This window comes from Qipengyuania atrilutea (genome assembly GCF_013370205.1).
Classification (GTDB): Bacteria; Pseudomonadota; Alphaproteobacteria; order Sphingomonadales; family Sphingomonadaceae; genus Actirhodobacter; species Actirhodobacter atriluteus.
In genome coordinates this window covers 166,788-186,375 of sequence record NZ_JABWGV010000002.1, presented here as the reverse complement: position 1 = coordinate 186,375, position 19,588 = coordinate 166,788, and the positions used below count along the sequence as shown (strand labels likewise).

The 19,588-nt window shown below is 64.5% G+C and carries 14 protein-coding genes; 8 read left to right on the top strand and 6 right to left on the bottom strand.

The features are described from left to right. Nucleotides 1–58: 58 nt before the first annotated feature. From HUV48_RS05935 to HUV48_RS05920, 4 genes are all read left to right on the top strand, one after another. Nucleotides 59–205, top strand: a complete 147-nt coding sequence (locus tag HUV48_RS05935) for a hypothetical protein (RefSeq protein WP_176266880.1) — start codon at nt 59–61, stop codon at nt 203–205. Nucleotides 206–220: 15 nt separating this feature from the next. Next, nucleotides 221–2,143: an asparagine synthase-related protein gene (locus HUV48_RS05930; RefSeq protein ID WP_176266879.1), complete on the top strand. Its 1,923-nt coding sequence runs from the start codon at nt 221–223 to the stop codon at nt 2,141–2,143. 51 nt (nt 2,144–2,194) lie between these two features. Continuing rightward, nucleotides 2,195–3,943, top strand: coding sequence for an ATP-binding cassette domain-containing protein (locus tag HUV48_RS05925; protein ID WP_176266878.1), 1,749 nt, complete (start codon nt 2,195–2,197; stop codon nt 3,941–3,943). 94 nt (nt 3,944–4,037) lie between these two features. Next, nucleotides 4,038–4,517 carry a DUF2141 domain-containing protein gene (locus HUV48_RS05920; RefSeq protein ID WP_225871557.1) on the top strand — a complete coding sequence of 160 codons (480 nt, stop codon included), beginning with the start codon at nt 4,038–4,040 and terminating at the stop codon, nt 4,515–4,517. A gap of 5 nt (nt 4,518–4,522) precedes the next feature. On the opposite strand, the gene HUV48_RS05915 is transcribed toward HUV48_RS05920, so the two are convergent. Both HUV48_RS05915 and HUV48_RS05910 read right to left on the bottom strand, forming a co-directional pair. Then, the gene (locus HUV48_RS05915) at nt 4,523–5,440 is read right to left on the bottom strand and encodes a hypothetical protein (RefSeq protein ID WP_176266876.1); all 918 of its coding nucleotides are present in this window, start codon (nt 5,438–5,440) and stop codon (nt 4,523–4,525) included. Continuing rightward, entirely contained in the window at nt 5,437–6,537 is a 1,101-nt protein-coding gene (locus tag HUV48_RS05910; protein ID WP_176266875.1) for a diacylglycerol/lipid kinase family protein, read from the bottom strand. Before HUV48_RS05910 ends, HUV48_RS05915 begins: the two co-directional genes overlap by 4 nt. A 177-nt stretch (nt 6,538–6,714) precedes the next feature. Here HUV48_RS05910 and HUV48_RS05905 point away from each other — a divergent pair, with 177 nt between their 5' ends. Next, entirely contained in the window at nt 6,715–7,116 is a 402-nt protein-coding gene (locus tag HUV48_RS05905) for a hypothetical protein (RefSeq protein WP_176266874.1), read from the top strand. On the opposite strand, the gene HUV48_RS05900 is transcribed toward HUV48_RS05905, so the two are convergent. From HUV48_RS05900 to HUV48_RS05890, 3 genes are read right to left on the bottom strand one after another with little or no spacing between them, the layout of a single operon-like run. Continuing rightward, entirely contained in the window at nt 7,113–7,334 is a 222-nt protein-coding gene (locus HUV48_RS05900; RefSeq protein ID WP_176266873.1) for a hypothetical protein, read from the bottom strand. The two genes, HUV48_RS05905 and HUV48_RS05900, sit on opposite strands and share 4 nt — an antisense overlap. Further along, entirely contained in the window at nt 7,334–11,584 is a 4,251-nt protein-coding gene (locus HUV48_RS05895; protein ID WP_176266872.1) for a translocation/assembly module TamB domain-containing protein, read from the bottom strand. Before HUV48_RS05895 ends, HUV48_RS05900 begins: the two co-directional genes overlap by 1 nt. Beyond that, nucleotides 11,584–13,836: an autotransporter assembly complex protein TamA gene (locus HUV48_RS05890; RefSeq protein WP_225871556.1), complete on the bottom strand. Its 2,253-nt coding sequence runs from the start codon at nt 13,834–13,836 to the stop codon at nt 11,584–11,586. Before HUV48_RS05890 ends, HUV48_RS05895 begins: the two co-directional genes overlap by 1 nt. Nucleotides 13,837–13,921: 85 nt before the next feature. Here HUV48_RS05890 and HUV48_RS05885 point away from each other — a divergent pair, with 85 nt between their 5' ends. The 3 genes from HUV48_RS05885 (at nt 13,922) to HUV48_RS14605 (ending at nt 19,099) form a co-directional block, all read left to right on the top strand. Beyond that, nucleotides 13,922–15,022, top strand: coding sequence for a YihY/virulence factor BrkB family protein (locus HUV48_RS05885; protein WP_176266870.1), 1,101 nt, complete (start codon nt 13,922–13,924; stop codon nt 15,020–15,022). Between the two features lie 118 nt (nt 15,023–15,140). Next, on the top strand, nt 15,141–15,701 hold the full coding sequence (locus HUV48_RS05880) for a PAS domain-containing protein (protein ID WP_176266869.1): 561 nt from the start codon (nt 15,141–15,143) through the stop codon (nt 15,699–15,701). Further along, a complete protein-coding gene (locus HUV48_RS14605) occupies nt 15,698–19,099 on the top strand; it encodes a chemotaxis protein CheB (protein WP_176266868.1) in 3,402 nt (1,133 codons plus the stop codon). The genes HUV48_RS05880 and HUV48_RS14605 overlap by 4 nt, the downstream gene beginning before the upstream one ends. Here the strand turns inward: HUV48_RS14605 and HUV48_RS05870 are convergent. Beyond that, nucleotides 19,096–19,479, bottom strand: a complete 384-nt coding sequence (locus tag HUV48_RS05870) for a response regulator (RefSeq protein WP_176266867.1) — start codon at nt 19,477–19,479, stop codon at nt 19,096–19,098. The genes HUV48_RS14605 and HUV48_RS05870 overlap by 4 nt on opposite strands. Between the last annotated feature and the right edge of the window lie 109 nt (nt 19,480–19,588).

Below are 19,588 nucleotides of genomic sequence, written 5' to 3'. Positions count from 1 at the left end.
CCGTCTTGCGAATGACGGGGTAGCGCGTTACCTATCCTGGACAGCCACGAGCGAGACCATGCCTGAAACGACCGCCTCCGAAACCGCCCGCCCGACGTGGAGCAAGCCCGAATTGCGGCGGCTCGGCACGGTGCGCGATATTGCGCAGCCCGGCGCGAACCTCGATCAGGGCGCGAGCGGCAAGGGCGTTCCCATCGCCAGCTAGGCGGATCGCGGCCGCATGATCGCCGCTTCCGTACATGTCGCCAGTCCGCCTGCGTGGTTCCGGCCCGACCGTATGACGTCGTCGCTCGGCCTGTTCGCCGGCGCTTCGGCGCAAAGCTGGTCGCACGACCACATCGACGCCGCTTTTCTGCCGGTACCCCGGGCATCATCGGGCGGCTTCGCCCGGGGCTGGTCGCCCGCACGGCACAAAAGCGGGCTCACAACCCTTTTCGACGGCGCGATCGACAACCGGGCGGACCTAGCGAAGTGCATCGGCACGGGCGAGCATCTGGCGGACGACGCGCTCTACGCCGCGGCGGTGGCTACCTTGGGTGCGGACGCAGACAGCTTCGTTATCGGGCAGTACACCTCCATCGTCATCCGCCCCGATCGGTCGATGCGGCTGGCCCGTTCGCCGTGGAACGGACCCTCGCTGTTCTGGATGGCGAAGGACGACGTGCGCGCCGCTTGCAACATCCCGCGCCCCCTGTTCGCCTGCGGCTTTCCGAAACGGCTGAAGCCGGACCAACTTGCCGAAAGCCTGTTCTGGATCGAGAACCACGAAGGCGGTTACTTCTACGAAGGCTTGCAGTACGTCCCGCACGGCGCAATCGTGGACGTTGCGCCGGACGGAAGCGCGAAGACGCACCGCTGGTACGATCCGCACGACGTGCCGCACACGCGCTTTGCGAAAGACAGCGATTACGTCGAGCAGGCGAACGAACTTCTCGCAGACGCTGTCCGTGCGGCGCTTGCTCCGGCGAAGCGGCCCGGCATTCTGTTGTCAGGCGGGCTCGACTCTGCGATCGTCGCGGACGGAATGCTGCGGCAACTACCGGACGACCGGCGCCTACACAGTTTTACCTTCGTCCCGCAGCACCCTTTTGCCGATACCGCTGCGCCGGGCCTGTTCAACGACGACGAGCCGCGCGTTCGCGCCTTCGCTTCGATGCATCGGCGGCTCGATCCGCACTTCAGCGACAATGACGGGATCGATTTCGACGGACTGGCCGACAAGTTCATGGCCGCCTGCGATATAGCGCGGCCCGGTATGGCGATTTCGGCGGCCTACCACGGACCTTCGCTCGATGCGGCTAAGAACGGCTGCGACTGGCTGTTCCACGCGGCGATGGGCAACAATTCGTTCAGCCAGGACGGGCGGTGGGCCTATCTCGAATTTGCTAAGCAAGGGCGCTGGAGCGAGCTCTGGCGGATGCTGCGCGACCATCCCGGGGACGGCCGACCGATGTGGCGACGCCTGCTTGCCCGGTCTTTCCTTCCACAGCTTCCCGCCCCCGTGCGGCACTATGCGCGAAGCGTGGTCCACGGAACGCAGGAGCCGCTCAATGCGCAGGCTTCGCTAATTCGCCCCGAAGCGCGTGAGGCGCTCGGCCTCGACCGGCTTGCGGAGCGCACCGGCGATCTGCGGCGCGGCGAGTGGTTCCGCTCGCGCCGCGAATGGCTCGATTTCATCTGGCGCTCGCACGATCTGGGCGCGGAGCAACATTACGCGGCGGAGCAGGTCTACGGTCTCAAGATGCGCGACGTGACCGCCTACCGCCCGCTCATCGAATATTGCGCGGGCCTGCCGACGGACCAGTTCGTGCGCGGCGGGGTGCAGCGTTTTCTCGCCCGGCGCATGGCAGCGAACCGGATGCCTGCCGAGCAGGCGGCGAGCACCGACTACGGTCAGCACAACGCCGACTGGCATCTGCGCATGACGCGGCGGTTGCCCGGACTGCGCGCCGAGTTCGAGCGGATGCGCCACAACGATGTCTTAAAGCGCCTCATTGATGTCGAGGCGGGGCTTAAGCTGCTTGAGGAGTGGCCGGACCGCACACCTGCCGACCCGCGCGTAATCCGCCGTCACTTCCACGCGCTCACCGGGGCGATCCTGATGGCCAGCTTCTACCGCTTTACCCACGGTTCGAACGAGTAAGGTATATCGGCCGCCCTTGAGTGCGGCGAGCGGTTGCCGCACAACGCGTTCATGCAAACCGCCGCATGGTCCGAACTGGCTCGGCTCGCCTCATGGCGGCGGATTACGGTGCTCTGCGTGCTGTCGCTGGCGATGGCGGCGAGCGAGGGGGCGGGCTTCATGCTGCTGGTCCCGCTCGCGGCGTATCTTGCCGGAAGCGCGGCTTTGCCGGGTCAGCTTGCCTGGTTGGCGGAGTGGTTGACTGGGCTGGGGTTCACACTCGCGCTGTTCGTGGCGCTGGTCGCCCTTCGCGCCGCGCTCGATTACGCTTACCGCATAAGATCGCTCGACCTGACCGTTCGCATCGTCGACGGACTGCGCTTGCGGGCAGTGGAAGGCCTGCTGAACGCCGAATGGAGCGCGTTGTCGAAAATGCACCAGGCGGAAAACCGGGCGCTGCTCATCACGACCATCGACCGGGTATCCTATGCGGTCACTCTGCTGACCGGGCTGCTGCGCCTGTCGCTGCTGTGCGCGGCGCTACTGCTGGCGGCGTTGGCGATCGCGCCGGCAGTTGCGGCTATCATGATCGCGGTCGCTGGCTTACTGGCGCTGCTCTACGGCGTCGTGCGCCGCCGCGCGCGGCATTGGGGGGCGGAGACGGGGCGGCATTACACAGCGCTCCATGCATCGCTCGAAGAAATGCTCGGCGCGCTGCGGATCGTCAAAAGCTACGGACGCGAACGGCGCAGCCGTGACGAGACAGCCGCCGTTTTCGGGCGACTTCGCGATGCCGAGCGGCGCTATCTGGAGCATACGGCGCTTGCCCGCGCTGCCTTCCAGATCGCCATGGCCGCGGCGCTGGCGGCGCTGGTCTTCGCGGCGAGCGAATACCGGCTGCTTGCGATGTCCGCGCTCCTGCCGCTCGTCGCCGTTGCCGCGCGCTCGGCCAGCCAGTTCGGCGCGCTGCTCGAGCACTGGCAGCAGTGGAACCATGCCGCACCGGCGCTCGACCAAGCCCGCGCCGTCATTGCGGAAGCGGAAGCGAATGCCGAGCCGCGCATGTCAGCGCCCGCTCCGATCCGGCTCGCGCAGCGCCTCACGTTTTGCGGCGTGCATTACGGGCACCGCGGGGGCACCCCGGTTCTTGCCGGCATCGATTGCAGCATAGGCCATGGCGAGATCGTCGCGCTTTCCGGGCCATCCGGTGCGGGCAAAAGCACGTTCGCCGACCTTGCCGCAGGATTGCTCGCGCCGGATGCCGGGACGATACTTATCGACGGCAAGCTGCTCGGCTCCGAAGAACGGCAGGCATGGCGCCGCCGGGTCGCCTATGTGCAGCAGGAGCCGGTGCTGTTTTCCGGCACGGTCAGGGGCAACCTGCTCTGGGGGTCGGCCGACGCCGAGGAAAGCGAACTTGTGGCCGCACTCGACCGGGCGAACGCTACCTTCGTGTTCGATTTGCCGAACGGGCTCGACTGCGACCTCGGCGAGGCTTCTAGGCATCTTTCGGGCGGGGAGCGGCAGCGGATTGCGCTTGCCCGCGCGCTGCTGAGAACGCCGGACCTGCTGATCCTCGACGAGGCGACCAGCGCGCTCGACGACGACAGCGAAATAGCTATCGCGTCGGCCATCGGGGCGCTGCGCGGCGACTGTGCGGTCCTTGTAATCAGCCACCGGGGGCGCCTTTCCGCGGCGGCGGATCGGAAATTCGAGCTAGCGGGCGGCCGCTTGCGCCAGTCGACCGGACATCGGCACTCACTGCCGCCTGAGCCTGCGCTAACGCAGCAATTCAGCGCAAATTCACCGCTTTTGCCGTAGATGCGAGGGTAACTTACGGCGCAGTGCGACTGCGCGCTTAGACAGGGTTTTGCTTATTATGACTTTCGGAACGACCGTTTTTAGGACGGCGGGCTTGGTCGCCGCGCTTGGACTGGGCCTCACCGCTCCCGCTATCGGACAGGCCCGTTCGGGTACCGATTATCGCAACGAGATTGCGCACAACCGCGCAGCCTGCGCACCCGGCAAGGGTGCCAGCGCGCTCATTACGATCACCAATATCGAGGCGAGCAAGGGCAAGCTGCGGATACAGGCGTACCGCGGGGTGAAGTCCGACTGGCTCGAAAAGGGCAAGTGGCTCAACCGGATCGAGATACCGGCCTCGGCCGGGACGATGCGCGTGTGCATGCCGCTTCCGGGGCCAGGCAGCTACGGTATCGCCGTGCGGCATGACGTGAACGGCAACGGCAGCACTGACCTTACGCAGGACGGCGGCGGGATGTCGAACAATCCGAGCATCAACATCTTCAACCTCGGCAAGCCAAGTTACACGAAGACCCGCTTTCAGGTAGGCGACGGGCCGCAGAGCCTCACGATCCAGATGCGCTACATGTAAAGCGCTCAGCGCCGTTCGCGTTTGATCCGCCAGAGGGCGAACAGCACGGACGGCGCAGCGAGTAGCGGGTATTTGCGGCGGAAGGGCGTAACCTCCAACCGCGTGCCCGTATGCCGCTCGATCTTCCAAGCCGCGTAGTCCGCTGCACCTTCGAAGGTGGTGCTGGCTTTCGCGAGCCGCAGGAGGTTGAGCGGTTTGCCGAGGCGGCGTCGCGCGTTCCACCAGCGCAATACACGGCTTCTGCGATCGGCCGGCAGTCGCGGTCGCAGCAGCCCTTTCCCGCAATCTTCGAAGGCGATTCCGCCCGCGGCCCATGCGAGCGGCAGAAGCCCGGCGAAATGCGCCCGGTTCGCCTCGACGATCGAACCGGCCCGCGCCTGTTTCTCGACCCGGAATTCCGCGCGGTAGGTGGCTTCGAACAAGGACTGCCAGAAGACTTCTGCAGTACCGCTATCAGGACCGAGAGCGGCAGCCAGTTCGCCCGCGGTGACAGCCGCATCGGTAAGCGCGTTCTCCACGCTCTCAGTTGCGGTTGCGTCCCGGGACCATACAAGTGCGCTCGGCTGCACGAAGCGCGCCCAGATCGTCGTGTCACGCGTTTCGCCGCGGCAGGCGGCGGCGAACTTTTCGAGCGACATGACGGCAATCTTAGCGCGCAGCATCGTCTCGCCCGCAGTCCATTCGCGGTATCCGATGCGCGGCCAGATACGTTCTTTCTGCGCGCCCGGCAGCAGGACGTAGAAGTCGAGCACGCCGTCGAGCGAGCCGGTGCGCAGGTTCGAGCCGTAGAACAATACGGCGCAGGCATCCGCTTCCCGACCGAGCATCGCGCCGAAGTTGGCGACTTCGGGCGCTACGGTCGCGCCGAGGCGCTCCGCTATCCGCTGCTGGAGTTCCGAATTACCGGAAGCCGCCGCAGTCATCCGGTGCGGAAGGTCAGCTCAGGGCCGAGCGACACGCGGTACGCGCCGGGCGGAAAGACCTCGCCATCGAGAATGAACTCGTCGCCCAGCGTCAGCTCGAAACTGGCCGCCTCGACGCGGTGGAAGCCGCTTTCGGAAAGCCAGTCGGGCTCCCAGCCGGCAAGGATTGCCGGCATCGAGAGCCAGACCTTGCGGAGCGGGCGGTCGATGGCCGCGATTTTCAGACCATCGCGCGCATTGCCGAAAACCTTCAGGTCCATCGGCATCTTGTGAAGGCTGGTGGCGACAAGAATGCTGCGCCGGTCCGCTTCGCCGTGCCCGCTATGCGGCATCGGTTTCCGGTCCGGGCCGAGCGCAACCGTCATCTCGACACCGCGTCGCCAGCGATTGCGCTTCGTTCCGAAGATCATCTGCGCGGCGCCCCAAATCGCCGTGAGCGCCACGGCGAGCCCTCCGAACGCGCCTAGCTTGTGTGCGTCCTGCGCTGTACGGATACCGGTCGTGAATGCGCCTGCGCCGAGGATGAAGCCGGCGACGGGCTGCATCGAGCCGTCCATACGCTCGATCTTCAGCGGCCGGCGCCGCTTGCCCGGTGCCGTACCGATCGCATCGACCGCGCGTTCCAAAGTCCAGTCGCGCGGGACTCCGAGGTCTTCGGTCAGCGCGTTGGTCTTGCCCCGCGGCATGACCGCGAGCAGCGGCCAGCCGTCCGCGAATATCCGCTGCCCCGCGCTCAGCATGTCGCGCACGGTTCCGTCGCCGCCGTTGACGATGAGATAGTCGATGCCGCCGCGCTTGAAGTCGAGCAGCGCTTGCCCGATCTCGTTTCTCGTCGTGGGCGAGATGCATTCGACGTTCGCCCGGTCCGCGACGCTCTCGATCTGACCCGCGGCCGCCTTGCGATTGCCGTGGCTACGCGGATTGTGAAGTATCCCGATCCGCGGAGCGTCCTGCGCGGCCTGGGGCCAGAGCTTCCTCTGCGGCCGCGTAGCACTCTTGCTCGCATCCGTTCCCGAGCGACCGCGATACGGTGCACCGGGGCTACCCGGCACGACATTGCCGGCCGGTTTGCGGCTGATAGGTTCGCTCCGGTTCATGACGGAGCGGCATTAACGATACGGCGGCTGTCGTCACCATGAATTTTAACATCGGGACGGTCGGGGCCATCAGCCAGCGCCTTGTTATCCTATCTGGTTAATTAGCTTTCCTACTTTAACCTGGATATCTTAGCGTCTGCGGTATGTCGAGCGAGTCGCACAAGGCAGGACCGGATCATGACCGAATACAAGGAAGCGAGCGCAGCGGACCGCGAACAGATCAGGCGCGCGGCGCGCTCGGTCTTTCACGTGACGCCTGACGATACCGTGCTGACGCTGATGAGCGCGCAGGTCGACGACAAGATCGACGCGAAGATCAGGACCGCCATCTCTTCGGTCAAGCTCTGGGCGTTCGGCGGCGTTGCGGCGAACCTTTTGCCCTTCATCTTCCTCGCCTACGAGTTCGGTCAGTTCTCCGAAACGGTCAACCGCTCGCTCGAGGTGGTGGAGCGGCAACAGACCACACTCGAACAGCGCGGTGCGTGGATGGGCGAAACCGATCGCCGGATCGGAGCGCTTGAGCAATGGGCCGAACCGCAGGGCTTCGTTCCCCCGCGGCAGGGCCATATTCCCGACTAGCTCGCCGCGTCCGCAGCGCTGCCCTCTTCAGCCTCCGGCGTAGCAGAGGGAGAGGCTTTGGCAGCGTCTTTCCGCGCCTTCTCCAGATCGCGCTCGATCTCGCGCGCGGTCTGCTCGATTTCCTTCTGCGCCTTCTCGTAGCGTTCGTCGAAATCGGGCTCGCTCTTGCAGCCGGCGAGAGCGAGCAACAGCGTCAGCATAACACCAGCGCGCCGCATCAGTAGTTCTTGCGGTACTGGACGTTCACATCCGTTCCGCCCGACCCGCCGGCTTGGCTGAGGATCGACAGGAACGGCGTCAGGCTGATCTCGATCTGCGTGGCGGTGAAACCGCGCGCATCCGTGACAAGCTCTACATAGATGTCGTCCGTGATGTACTGGCCCGCGGCGAGCGCCGTCCCGCGGCCGCTCGTTTCGTCTGCGCCCAGAATGCGCAGCCGGTCGATACCGGTGGCCGAGCGCAGCTTGCCCAGCGGATTGAGCCCGCCGCCCGAACCGCGCAGCGAATTGAGCGATGATGCGAGCTGCACCGCCTGGATCGCGGAGAGGTTACCGACCGAACTGCCGAACAGGATGCGCGAGACGATCTCGTCCTGTGGCAGGCCGGGAACGCTGGAGAAGGATATCTGCGGGTTCATCGCGCGCCCCGTCACGTTCACATTGACCGTGACATCGTCGATATCTTCGGTCGCGGTGAGCGAGATGACAGGATCGATCGTTCGCCCGCCGGTGAACTGCACGCGTCCTTCGACGAGCTCGAACGAACGGCCCGCGAAGCTCAGCGTCCCGCGGATGAGGTCGACCTCGCCCGCCATCGTCGGCGCGGCGCTGGTGCCGGAAACCGTGAAGGCCGCGCTCCATTCGGATTCGAGACCCATGCCCGAGACGTAAAGCTCGTCGGCCGCGCGCAGCGATATGTCGAGCCGCAGCAGCGAGAACAGCCCGGGCTGCGTTTCCGCTTCCTCGTCGCCGGTGATCCGCGCCGGACCTTTCGGCGGCTTGAAGCGCACGCCGGTGAGTTCGGGAACCTGTGCGGCGCCCTGCCGCACGATCTCGTACCGCGTTTCGGGCAGCAGGATCTCGCCTGATAGCAACGCATCGGCGCCCGCCCGCTTGGTCAGCGAGAGGGTACCCGTTGCCGTCGCCGACAGGGCGTCGCTGCGCGCAAGGCGGGCATCCTGCAGCTGAACGTCGATGTCGATTGGATAACCGCTATCCGCGGCCAGCCCCACATAACCGCTGGCGCTGACCGTGCCCTCGCCCGCCGCCGCCTGAAGCTGCGTGATCTCCAGCCGGTTGCCGTCGAAGCGCGCGTTGATCTTCATGTCGGAAAGGCGCGTGCCGTATGTCTGGTTCTCGTAAGTCAGGCTGTTAGCTCGCACGATCCCGCTGAGGCACGGATCGGATACGCGGCACGAAAAGTCCGCGGCCACGCCGATCGGACCGGACAGCCGCTGGTCGGGCTGGCCGGCAAGCGAGAACAGCGTATCGGCTGGGCCGTTGTAGCGGATGCCGCCGCCGAGCGGCGCTTCGAGCAGACGCGTTAGCCACGGCCCAGAGCCGGGCGGCAACGGATTCAGCGAAGCGTTCATACGCCCGATCACCGACCCGCGGCGGCGGATGACCGCGCGCGCTTCGCCGCCATCGGCCAGCAGCTTTCCGACGAAGTTCACATTGACCGGCTGACTGACCGACACCGCCGTCGTGCGCGTGAAATTGCTGATCGAGAGGCGGGCATCGGCGCGCGGGAATGCGTTCGGATTCGCCTGTGCGAAATCGAGGCTGCCGGTGGCCGAGCCGTTTAGGCCGAGGCCCGGCACGAAGGCGTTGACCAGCGCCATGTCGAGATTGTCGAGCCGGCTCTGCACCTTGATCCCGTCGCCGTAGGTTCCGGCAAGGCGCAGATTGCCCTGGCCGAAGTCGATGCGGGTCGGCAGCAGTTCGTAGCTGCCCTCTCCCGGAATGATGCGCGCCGGGTTCTGCGTCGCGAAGGTGATGCCCCGCGCCCGGCCTCGGATCGCCGCGCGCCATAATTCGGGTTCCATCTCGGCATTGAGCGCGACGCGGAACGGTACCCCGCTCGTTCCTTCGGCCAGCACCTTGGCCGAACCGCGCCCGCCGCGGTAATCGACTTCGGCGCGGGCGGCATTGATGAAAAAGTCGCCGGAGCGGGCCTGAGCGATCTGGCCCTCGGCCACGACATGCGGCGTATCGTAAAGGACCACGCGCGCATCGATGATCGCGGAACCGATCGAAAGCTGCGCCGGGCCGGGCAGGTTCGCGTTCCGGGCGCGGAGATTGACGAGCGCCTCCTGATACTGGCCGCGTGCATTCAGGCGCACGATGCCTTCGAACCCATTGCCGTTCGCATCGAGCCGCCCGGCAAACGGTCCGGCGGGAAGCTGGCGCAGCGATCCGCTGAAATCGATCCCGCCGAGATTGGCGCTGTTGATATCGAGCGTCAGCTGATTGCCTGTTCCCAGCACCACATCCGCCGTAAGCGGGCCGTAATCGGTGTCGCCGCTTGCATCGAGGCGGTAGCCGCCCGGCGCACCGGTGATGTCCGCGCGCAGATTGGCGAGACCGATACCGAGATCGGGCCGCTCTGCCGTGATGCTCGCGCGCGGATCGGTGATCGTTCCCGCGACTCGTACGCCGACTGCACCGTAGGCTTGCGTCTGCGCATCCGCATTGAACACGATCTGGCCGTCGGGAGAATAGGAACCGCTGCCGCCGGTCACGCGCACCAGCGGCGCCTCGACCGTCAGGTTGCGGAACAAGATGCGCCCGTCGGAGCCGTAGCGGATATCCGCACCCGCGACCGCATTGCCGCCGAGGAAGTCGCGCACGCTCTCATTCTCGATCTGGCGTGAACGCAGGCCAACCCGCCCTTCGAGCGCAAAGCCCTCGCGTTCGGTCTGCAGGTCGATGTCGGTCGTGATGTCGAAGATGCCGACGCTTTCGACCCGGTAATTGTCGATCCGGCCGTCGACCGCGCCGGTGTAGAGCCCGGTCGACAGATCGGCGAGCAGGACGAGGTTGGCGTCGATCCGATCGGAGCGCAGACGCATATCGTCGGACAGGACGCGCGTTCCCTCGATAGCCACCTCGCCGTCCAGCCTGACGTTGGTGAGCGAACCGCCCGCCACGGTGTCGAGTCCGGTAATGCGCGCAATACGGGCATCGACGGGTATCACGATGCGATCGGAATCGATGCGCGCTTCGCCTTCGGCCGTAAGATTGACCAGCCCCATGTCGTTCATGACGAGGCGGTTGGCGTTGAGGGTGTAATCGACCACCGGGGTCGCGAAGGGTCCTGAAAGGGTCAGCACCCCGCGAAGGCCGCTGCCGCTCAGGTTCTCCGCGAGCACCGACGGCCGCAGCAGGGCGAAGGTCGCCTTGAAATTGTCGAAGCTATTGTCGGAAAGGTCGACGATGCCTGCCGTGTTCAGCCGGAAAGCGTCGCTCGATATCGAACCGCCCAGATCGATGCGGCGCTCTTCGGGCGTAGCGGACAGGTCGATGGTGGTAACCGGTCCGAGCAGCGCCGCAGTTGGTCCGTCGAACAGGCGCGCAATGCGGGTCGGCCCCTCGACGGCGAAGGTACCGTCGCGCGCGGCGAGGTCGAGCCGTGCGAACTCGCTGCCTGCCAGGTTCGCAGCCAGCGTGCCGTTCCATGCTTCCCAGTCGCCGCGGCCCGAAATTTCGAGCGACAGCGGCTCGGTCAGTCCGGCAAGTGCCGCGATCACGCCGTCGCCCGGCGCCTGCAGGTCGAGATCGAGAGCGAGGCGGTTCTCTTCGGGCACCGCATCGAGCACCAGCGCAAGCCGGTCGCCGCCTGCACGCCCCGGCCCTTCGATCGTCTGCCCGTTCAGCCGGACCTGCGCGCGGCCGTCGGAAATATGCGCTTCGCCAGCAAGCGAGGCCACGCGCCGCTCGCCCGAAACCGGCGCCTCGGCGATGAAGCGATCGATCCTGAGTTCGCCGATATCGATGTCGAGATCGGGCAGAAGCGGCTCTTCGCTCGGCGGGGTCTCGTTGAATTCGGGCAGCCGCTCCAGCGTCATGCGCTCAGCCGTCAGCGAGCGGATGTCGACGTGGTTGCCCACGAAAGCGAACGGGCGCCAGTCGACGTCGACTTCGGGCGAAGTGAGGAACACGCCCTTGGGATCCGACAGCGTCAGGTCGTGGATCGTCATCGCGCCGTAGATCGAACCCTCGATCCGGCCAATGCCGATGGATAGGCCCGATTCCATCTCGAGACCCTGGATCTGGTCGGTGATGAAGCGCTTGCCGGGCCCGGTATTGAGCCCGAGCAGCAGGAGCGCCACCAGCGCCGCGATGCCGAGCAGAACAATACCCACCCACTTCGCGATAATCAGCGGCCAGTTGCGGTGCTTGCGCGTTTCCTCATGCTCTTCGGGAGCATCGTAATCGTCCTCGGGCACGGTCTGGACGCTATCGACCATCAGAACGCCTGCCCGATGGAGACGTATACGTTGATCAGCGGCTCACCTTCGCGGCGATCGAGCGGCGTGGCGATATCGACGCGCAGCGGCCCGAAATTGGTGTAATAGCGCCCGCCGATACCCACGCCGTAGCGAAGGCCCGAAAAGTCCGGGATGGTATCTTCGTAGACCTGTCCCGCATCGACGAAGCCGACGACCCCGAAATTGCCGAAGCGGTAGCGAACCTCGGCGGCGAGTTCGTTCACGCTGCGTCCGCCGAGCGGGCGCTGGATGAAGGGATCGCGGTCCTCGTCCGGATCGTCGGGGTCGAAGCGCGGATTGGGCTCGATCGATTGCGGCCCGAGATCCTGATAGGCAAAACCGCGCACGGAACCGCCGCCGCCCGCGTAGAAGCGGCGCGAAGGAGCAAGGTCGAAGCGGTCGATGCCCTGGATCGTGCCAAGGCGAATGCGTCCTGCGACCACCAGCGAATCGCCGACCGGGTAATAGGCCGAGCCATCGACGCGGGCGCGCACATAAGGCGTGAAGCCGTCCTGCAGCGAACCTTCCGGTTCGATCAGCGTCGTCAGGCGAAAGCCCTCGGTGGGGTTCAACAGGCTGTCGGTGAAATCGAGACCGAGTTGCCCCTGCAATCCGCCGATGAAATAGGTGCGGTCTTCCCGCATCTGCGTTTCGGGATTGAACGCCTCTTCGACCGTACCGAGCAGTTGCACCCCGTATGCGTAGGTGAGCGTTTTCTGCCAGATTGGCGTCGAATCGTAGCTGACCCGCGCGGCCAGGCGGCCGGTGAAGGCCTCGAACGCGTCGTAATCGCTGTGGAGCGCTTCGGCGACGATGGCGAAGGTGCGGTCGCGCTGTCCGGCGTTCGAGCGGCGGAAGGTGGCGCTCAGTCCCTGTTCCTTGGTGCCGAGGATCGCCGAGCCGATCAGCGCACCTTCCGGCGGGAAGAGGTTGCGGTGCGTCCAGCTGCCGGACACGCGAAAGCCTTCACCAGTACCGTAGCCGGCCGTTCCCGCGATGGTTCGCGGCGGACCGGCATTCTGCTCGACCTCGACGGTCACGAACTCGGTTCCCTCGCCCGCATCCTCGCCCGTGCGTTCGGGCTGGACGGAAACCGTGTTGAACAGGCCGGTCGCGACCAGTGCCTGTCTGAGATCGTCTACGAGACGGCTGTCGTACAGTTCGCCGCGCTCGAACCGCGCGAGGGTATCGACGTGCTCGGCATCGAAAGCGAGATCGCCGCTCGTAGTGATACCGCCGAACCGGGCGCGCGGTCCGGTATCGACCGGGAGCGTGTACACCCCGTCTTCGGTATCCTGATCGAGCAATATGTCCCGCTGGCCGATCTCGGCGAAGGGATAGCCGTTCTCCGGCAAGGCGACCGCGAGCTGCGCTTCGGCGGCCTGCACCCGTGTCGCGATGATCGGCTCGCCGACTTCGAGCGCGAAGTTGTCCGCGATCAGCGTGTCGGGGACGGTCGGGTCGGCATCGACATTGATCTCGGCGAAAGTGTAGCGCGCGCCGGTCGCGACATCGATTACCGCGGTCAGCGGCTGGCCGTCCGCTTCCTCGGAGCGGTCGATGCGCGTTTCGACGCTGGCATTGTACCAGCCTTCGGAGGCGAGAATGCGCTCGATCAGGCGGCTGTCTTCCTCCAGCCGCGCGGCGACCTGCGCGATGTTCGCCGCCGTGCCGTCTCCCTCACGCAAGGCGGACAGGCTGTTGAACATCGCGCGGATGCCGGCCTCGGTTTCCTCGTTCGCCTCTTCGATTCCGGTGAGAACGGTTTCGTAGCGAACTTCGAGGACTTCCTGGTCGCTTTCGGCTTCGGCGAACTCGACCGGATCGACTTCGAAGGCGTCGATCGGCGGCAGCGGCGCGGTCAGTTCGGCATCGCGGATCGGCGCGTCCCCGATCTCTTCGGTAGCATCGCCGTCCGCCAGTGCCGGATCGCCGAGCGGCGCTGCCTGCCCGTCCTGGGGGTCTGCATCGGCTTCGTCAGCCGCTTCTGCCGCAAGTCGCCGTTCGAACGCCTCGATCGATTCGAGCGGTCCGTCGAGTTCGGGGTCTTCATCGACGTCCAGTGGAGGAATTTCGCTCTCGAACTCGTCCTCGGTAATGACCGGCTCGATCTGTGGCAGGTTCGCGCCAGGCGGCGGGGCAGGCACGTCTATTTCCGCCTCGTCCTCGGACCCGGCCTTCTGCGCATGGGCGGGCAAAGCGAGCAGCGCGCAGGCCGCTGCACCCGCCATGAGCGCACGTTTTCCAGAAAGGCTAAAAGCTGAGGGACGACGCCCGCGCATTGTATTCGACCCTTGTCCGTGGCACGGGAACGCCATGTCGCCTGAAGATACTTCCGATACCCCTTCCCAGAAGGCCGTTAACCAGCAAGTCCCACAGAACGAAGACGATATCTCGCCGATACAGACGCCCGGCGCAAGGTCAAAATCGCCGTGGAAGATGCCGCGCAAGGCTTGGGTGCAGGTCTTGAAGCGGACCTGGGTAATGGCAGGTTTCCATAATCTGAACCTGCTGGCGGCCGGTGTTGCCTTCTTCACCTTCCTGTCGATCACCCCCCTCATCGCCGCCACCGTGATGATCTACGGCCTCGTCGGAGACGTGGAAACGGTACAGCGGCAGATGGCCGGACTGACCGACGTTCTGCCCGCCGATGCAAGCACGCTTATCGAGGAACAGCTCGTCAGCGTCGTCACGACTAACGCAAGCGTGACCGGTTTCGCGCTAGCGGTTGCTTTGTTCTTCGCGGTCTACGGGGGAATGCGCGCCGCGAACGGCCTCGTTTCGGCGCTCAACGTCATCAACGAAGAGCACGAAACGCGCAATATCATCCAGGTCACCTTGCGCGCAGCGAGTCTGACGCTGGCGGCGATCGGGATCGCGATCGTCGGCGTGTCTAGCGGCAGCCTGTTCGCATGGCTGCAGACCCAGTCCACCGACCTGATCGGGCCGGTGGCGCAGTTCTTCGTCAAATTGCTGACCTGGATCTTTGCCATCCTCCTCGCGAGTACGGGGTTCGCCACGATCATGCGTTTCGGACCCGATCGGGCGACCGCGCAGTGGCGCTGGCTCATGCCCGGAGCGCTGCTCGCCACGTTCCTGTTCATCGGAATCTCGTTCGGCTTCTCGCTCTATGTCGCCTACGTCTCGGATTACAACGCCACCTACGGCTCGCTTTCGGCGATCGTCGTGTTCCTGATGTGGCTGTTCCTGTCCGCTTACTGCATCCTTATCGGAGCACTCATTAATGCCGAGGCGGAGCGGCAGACGGTGCAGGATTCAACCACCGGCCCCGAACAGCCTCTGGGCGAACGCGGCGCCGTCATGGCGGATACGACGCTGATCGAAGGACACAAACTCTCGATGCATCAGAAGCGCTTGCGGCGAAAAGCGGACAAGGCCGCACGCAAGGCGACGTAGCTTTCTGACATAGATCACTGCGTGGCTACGGGTCTGCTTGGCGTAGCGGCTGTTTTCTTGTTGTTTGTCATCCTACTGCTTAAGGGGATGCTCGGTATCGCAAAGGATCGACTGAAGAATGCACTGGTCACAACAGGCTGATCCTGCTGCAATCGGGCTGGAACGCGCGTTCGAGAAGAGCCGCATTTCCCTTACCCTCGCGGACATGACCCTGCCCGATGCGCCGCTGATCGGCGTCAACGACGGGTTCTGCGAGATGACCGGCTACGAGCCAGAGCATGCGCTCGACCGCAACTGCCGTTTTCTTCAGCCCTCGGGCGGGGCCGGCCCGGTCCGCGCGCGGATGCGGCAATTCCTGACGGACGAGACGGTAGAGGAAGAGAAGTTCGTCGTCCCCAACGTGACCCGCAGCGGGGGGGAGTTCCTGAATCTCGTTTACATGACCAAGCTCAAACGGGGCGGCAAGGTGACCTATGTCCTCGGTTCGCAGTTCAACATTAGCGGCAAGAGCGCGAACGCGGTCGATATGTTCGACCAAGCGCTGAAGCAGGACATCGTCAACATCGGCAGTCTCGCCGGCGAGCACGGGATGATCGTTCTCGGCACCTATCAGTCGCTCGCATCGAGCCACTCGCTGATAGCAAAAACGCGCGTCGGGCAGGCGGAAAGCAGACAGTGACAACCCCGTTCCCAACCGTTCCGGTCGTCGGAATCGGCGCGTCTGCGGGCGGGCTGGAAGCGATACGGGAAGTTTTCCAGGCGTATGACGGACGGACCGGGTTGGCGTTCGTGATCGTCCAACACCTCGACCCTACGCATGAATCGCTGATGGCGCAGCTGATCGAGCGGTACACCGACATGAAGGTCACGCAGGCCGAGGGCGGGGAAGCGCTTGAGGCCGATCACATCTACGTCATTCCGCCGGGCCACGGCCTCGCGATCGAAGGCGGCGCGTTGCAGCTCACCGAGTTCTCCGACCCGCGCGGGCAGCGCCGACCCATCGACGATTTCTTTGAAAGCCTCGCGCAGGACCGCAAGCAGCTTTCGGCATGCGTCATTCTGTCGGGTACCGGTGCCGACGGCAGCCGCGGACTGCGCGCGATCAAGGAACTCGGCGGGCTTGCGATCGCGCAGGAACCCGAAACCGCACGCTACGACGGAATGCCGGTATCCGCCATCAGCACCGGCCTCGTCGATGTCGTTGCCGAGCCATCGGACGTCATCGAGGCGCTCCACAGTTTCTTCTCGCGCGCCAGAGATACGGACCTCGACAGTGAGGCGGGCGAAGTCACGGATCACATCGACGATCTGTGCGACGTGCTGCGCAATGCAGTCGGGCACGATTTCTCGCGCTACAAGCGTTCGACGATGACGCGGCGGGTCGCCCGCAGAATGCAGGTGCTCTCCATCAGCGACGCGCAGGACTACATCACGCGCATCCGCAGCGACGAGGACGAGTGCCAGGCGCTGTTCCAGGACCTGCTCATCAACGTGACGCAGTTCTTTCGCGACAGCGACGAGTTCGACGCGCTCAATCAGGTCGCCATCGACAAACTGGTCAAGCTGTCGCGCGACGGGCAGGAAATCCGCATCTGGGTGCCGGGCGCGTCGAGCGGCGAGGAAGCCTACTCGCTCGCGATCCTCTTCGCAGAAGCCATGCGCCGCAACGAGACGCGCCCGTATGTGCAGATCTTCGCGACGGATATCGACGACAAGATGCTCGATATTGCGCGATCGGCCAACTATCCGCTCTCGGCGCTGGGCGACATACCGATCGAATATCAGCACCGCTACGTCATCGGGAATGCCGATACGTTCACCATGGTCCCGCAGATCAGGGACATGGTGCGGTTCAGCGTGCACAACCTCGTGCGCGATCCGCCGTTTGCGAAGATCGACCTGATCTCGTGCCGCAACCTGCTGATCTATTTCGACGACACGCTGCAGAAGCAGGTCCTGCCGCTGTTCCATTTCTCACTGCGCGACAGCGGTTTCCTGTTCCTCGGTACGTCGGAAGGGATCGGGCGGTTCGAAGACCTGTTCGACACCGTCAACCAGCGCGCCAAGATTTTCCGCCGCAAGAACGTGAAGAGCAATTACTCGCTCCAGATCGGGCGGCAGACCGCACCGGTCTATGCCAAGCGTCGGCAGCGGCGTCAGAGCAGCGAAGATAACGGGAGCACGACCAAATCGCCTGAAATCGCCGCGCTGAGGCGTCTGGCGGAACGCTATGCGCCCGTGAGCCTGCTGGTGGACGAGGAAGGCGTGCTGATCCAGAAATGGGGCGCGGCGGGCAAGTTCCTCGAATTTCCGGACCGGATGGAGCGACACGTCCACGTGCCGACCCTGGCCCGGCCGGGCCTGCGCGAAACGATCGGCCCGATGCTGCGCAAGGTCGTGGACGGTCAGAACCGCGTCATCACGCGCGATCTCGAAATCGTCACCGAATACGGGTCGATTGCCGTCTCGGTCCTGTGCGAGCCGGTCAGCGACAGCGGCTATCTGATCGTCATCAAGGAGACGGGCGCGCTCAAACCGTTCGAAAACGAAGACGCGGAAGAGTTCGAGGCGGGCGACGGGCAGCTGCAGTTTCTTGAGGAAGAACTGCAGACCACCCGCCACCGCTTGCGCTCGACGGTCGAGGAACTGGAGACCACGAACGAGGAGCTGAAGAGCTCCAACGAAGAAATGATGTCGATGAACGAGGAGCTTCAGTCGACGAACGAGGAGCTCACGACCGTCAACGACGAGCTCAAGACGAAGGTCGACCAGGTCGTCGTCGCGAACTCCGACCTCAAGAATTTCTTCGATACGACCGAACTGATGGTGCTGGTGGTCGATGCGAACCTGTGCCTCAGAAGCTTCACCGATGCCGCCGCCGAAGTCTTTCCCATCGACGACCACGACATCGGCCGCCCCCTCTCAGAACTTTCGACCAGGCTCGAGGACAAGGATTACCTGAAACCGGCGAGAGCCGCGGCCGCTGAAGGCCAGACGTCCGAATATCGCACGCGCTTGAACGACGGCAGCAGCGAATATTTTGCTCGGGTGATTCCCTACCGGCGCCTGGACGGGACGATCGACGGCGCGACGCTTATTTTCACCGACGTAACCGAGGCCCTGCGAATGGAGCAGGAACTGCGAGAGGAACGCGAACGGCTACGCCTCGCGCTGGAAGTCTCGAAGGTCGGGATCTGGGAATACGAACCGTCGACCGACAGGACCGTGCTCGACGCGAAAGAGCGCGAGTTGTTCGAACTGGAAGAAGAGGAAGGCGACGAGATGGGGCCGATCCTCGCCAAGCTTCCGGTAGAGGACCGCGACCGGATCAACAGCTCGCTGCGTCTGGCGATGGACGGCAAGAGGGACTTCGACGAAACCTTCCGCCTGCCGCTGAAGAACGGCGGGGAGCGGTGGCTGCACGGCCTTGGCCGCCGGATCGTGAACGGAGAAAAGAACAAGTTCATCGGCGTAACCTACGACATCACCTCCGAGCGCCAGCTTCTCGAAGAACGCGAATTGCTGCTGCGCGAGATGAACCACCGGGTGAAGAACCTGTTCGCGGTGATCGCCGCGATGGTCGCGCTGGTTCGCCGCGAGGCCGACGATCTCGACGAATTCGCAGAATCGCTGCGTTCGCGCATCCACGCGCTCGGACGCTCGCATTCGCTTACGTCCAATTCGCACACGCCCGATGAGGGCGTCCAGCTCAGCGAATTGATCGCCACGGTTCTCGAACCGGCTGCCGCGAACCAGAACATCGCGATCGAGGGCCAGCCGGTCGAAGTTCCGGTATCGAGGCTGACCCCGCTGGCGATGATTCTTTACGAATGGACGACCAACGCTTCCAAATACGGAGCGCTATCGGTTCCCGACGGACAGTTGACGGTCAACTGGTCTCTGGAGCACGGCGCGCTGGCCATCGACTGGCGCGAGGAAGGCGGATCGAGTGCAGGCGACGGCGCTGCCGGGTTCGGATCGAAGCTCGTCGAAGTGACGACGAAACAGCTGAACGGCGAAATCAGCGGGGAAAAGGTCGACGGAGGGTACCGGCGTGCCTTGCGGTTCGCGCTTTAGCGGACTGCGCCTGCCGTAGCCGCTTCGATCGCGGTGACCAGCTGGCCGCAGCGCACCGGCTTTTCGAGGCGAGGCCAGCACGCGAATTCGGTCTTGAGCTCGTCATGGTGCAGATTTGCGCTGACGAACACCAGTGCCGCACCTTTCGCGGCGAGGTGGCGCGCAAGCGGCCAGACCGTTTCGCTGCCGACGTTGATGTCCAGTACGGCAACCCCTGGCTCGCCCTGATCGGCGATCCGCCAGCCGTCCGCCAGCGAAACCGCTTCCCCGGCGATGTCATAACCCGCATCTTCCAATGCGGAACTGATGTCGAACAAGATGAGCGCTTCGTCTTCGACGACGAGCACGCTTTTGACGTTGTTGCGGCAAACTGTGGCCATGTCCCTCGCCTGCATCATGACATTTGTATGACAATCATTTGCTAAAAATCTATTTCCACGGTTAATTAGCAATCACAAGTTAATAGCGTACCGACCTTTCAACTTTTCT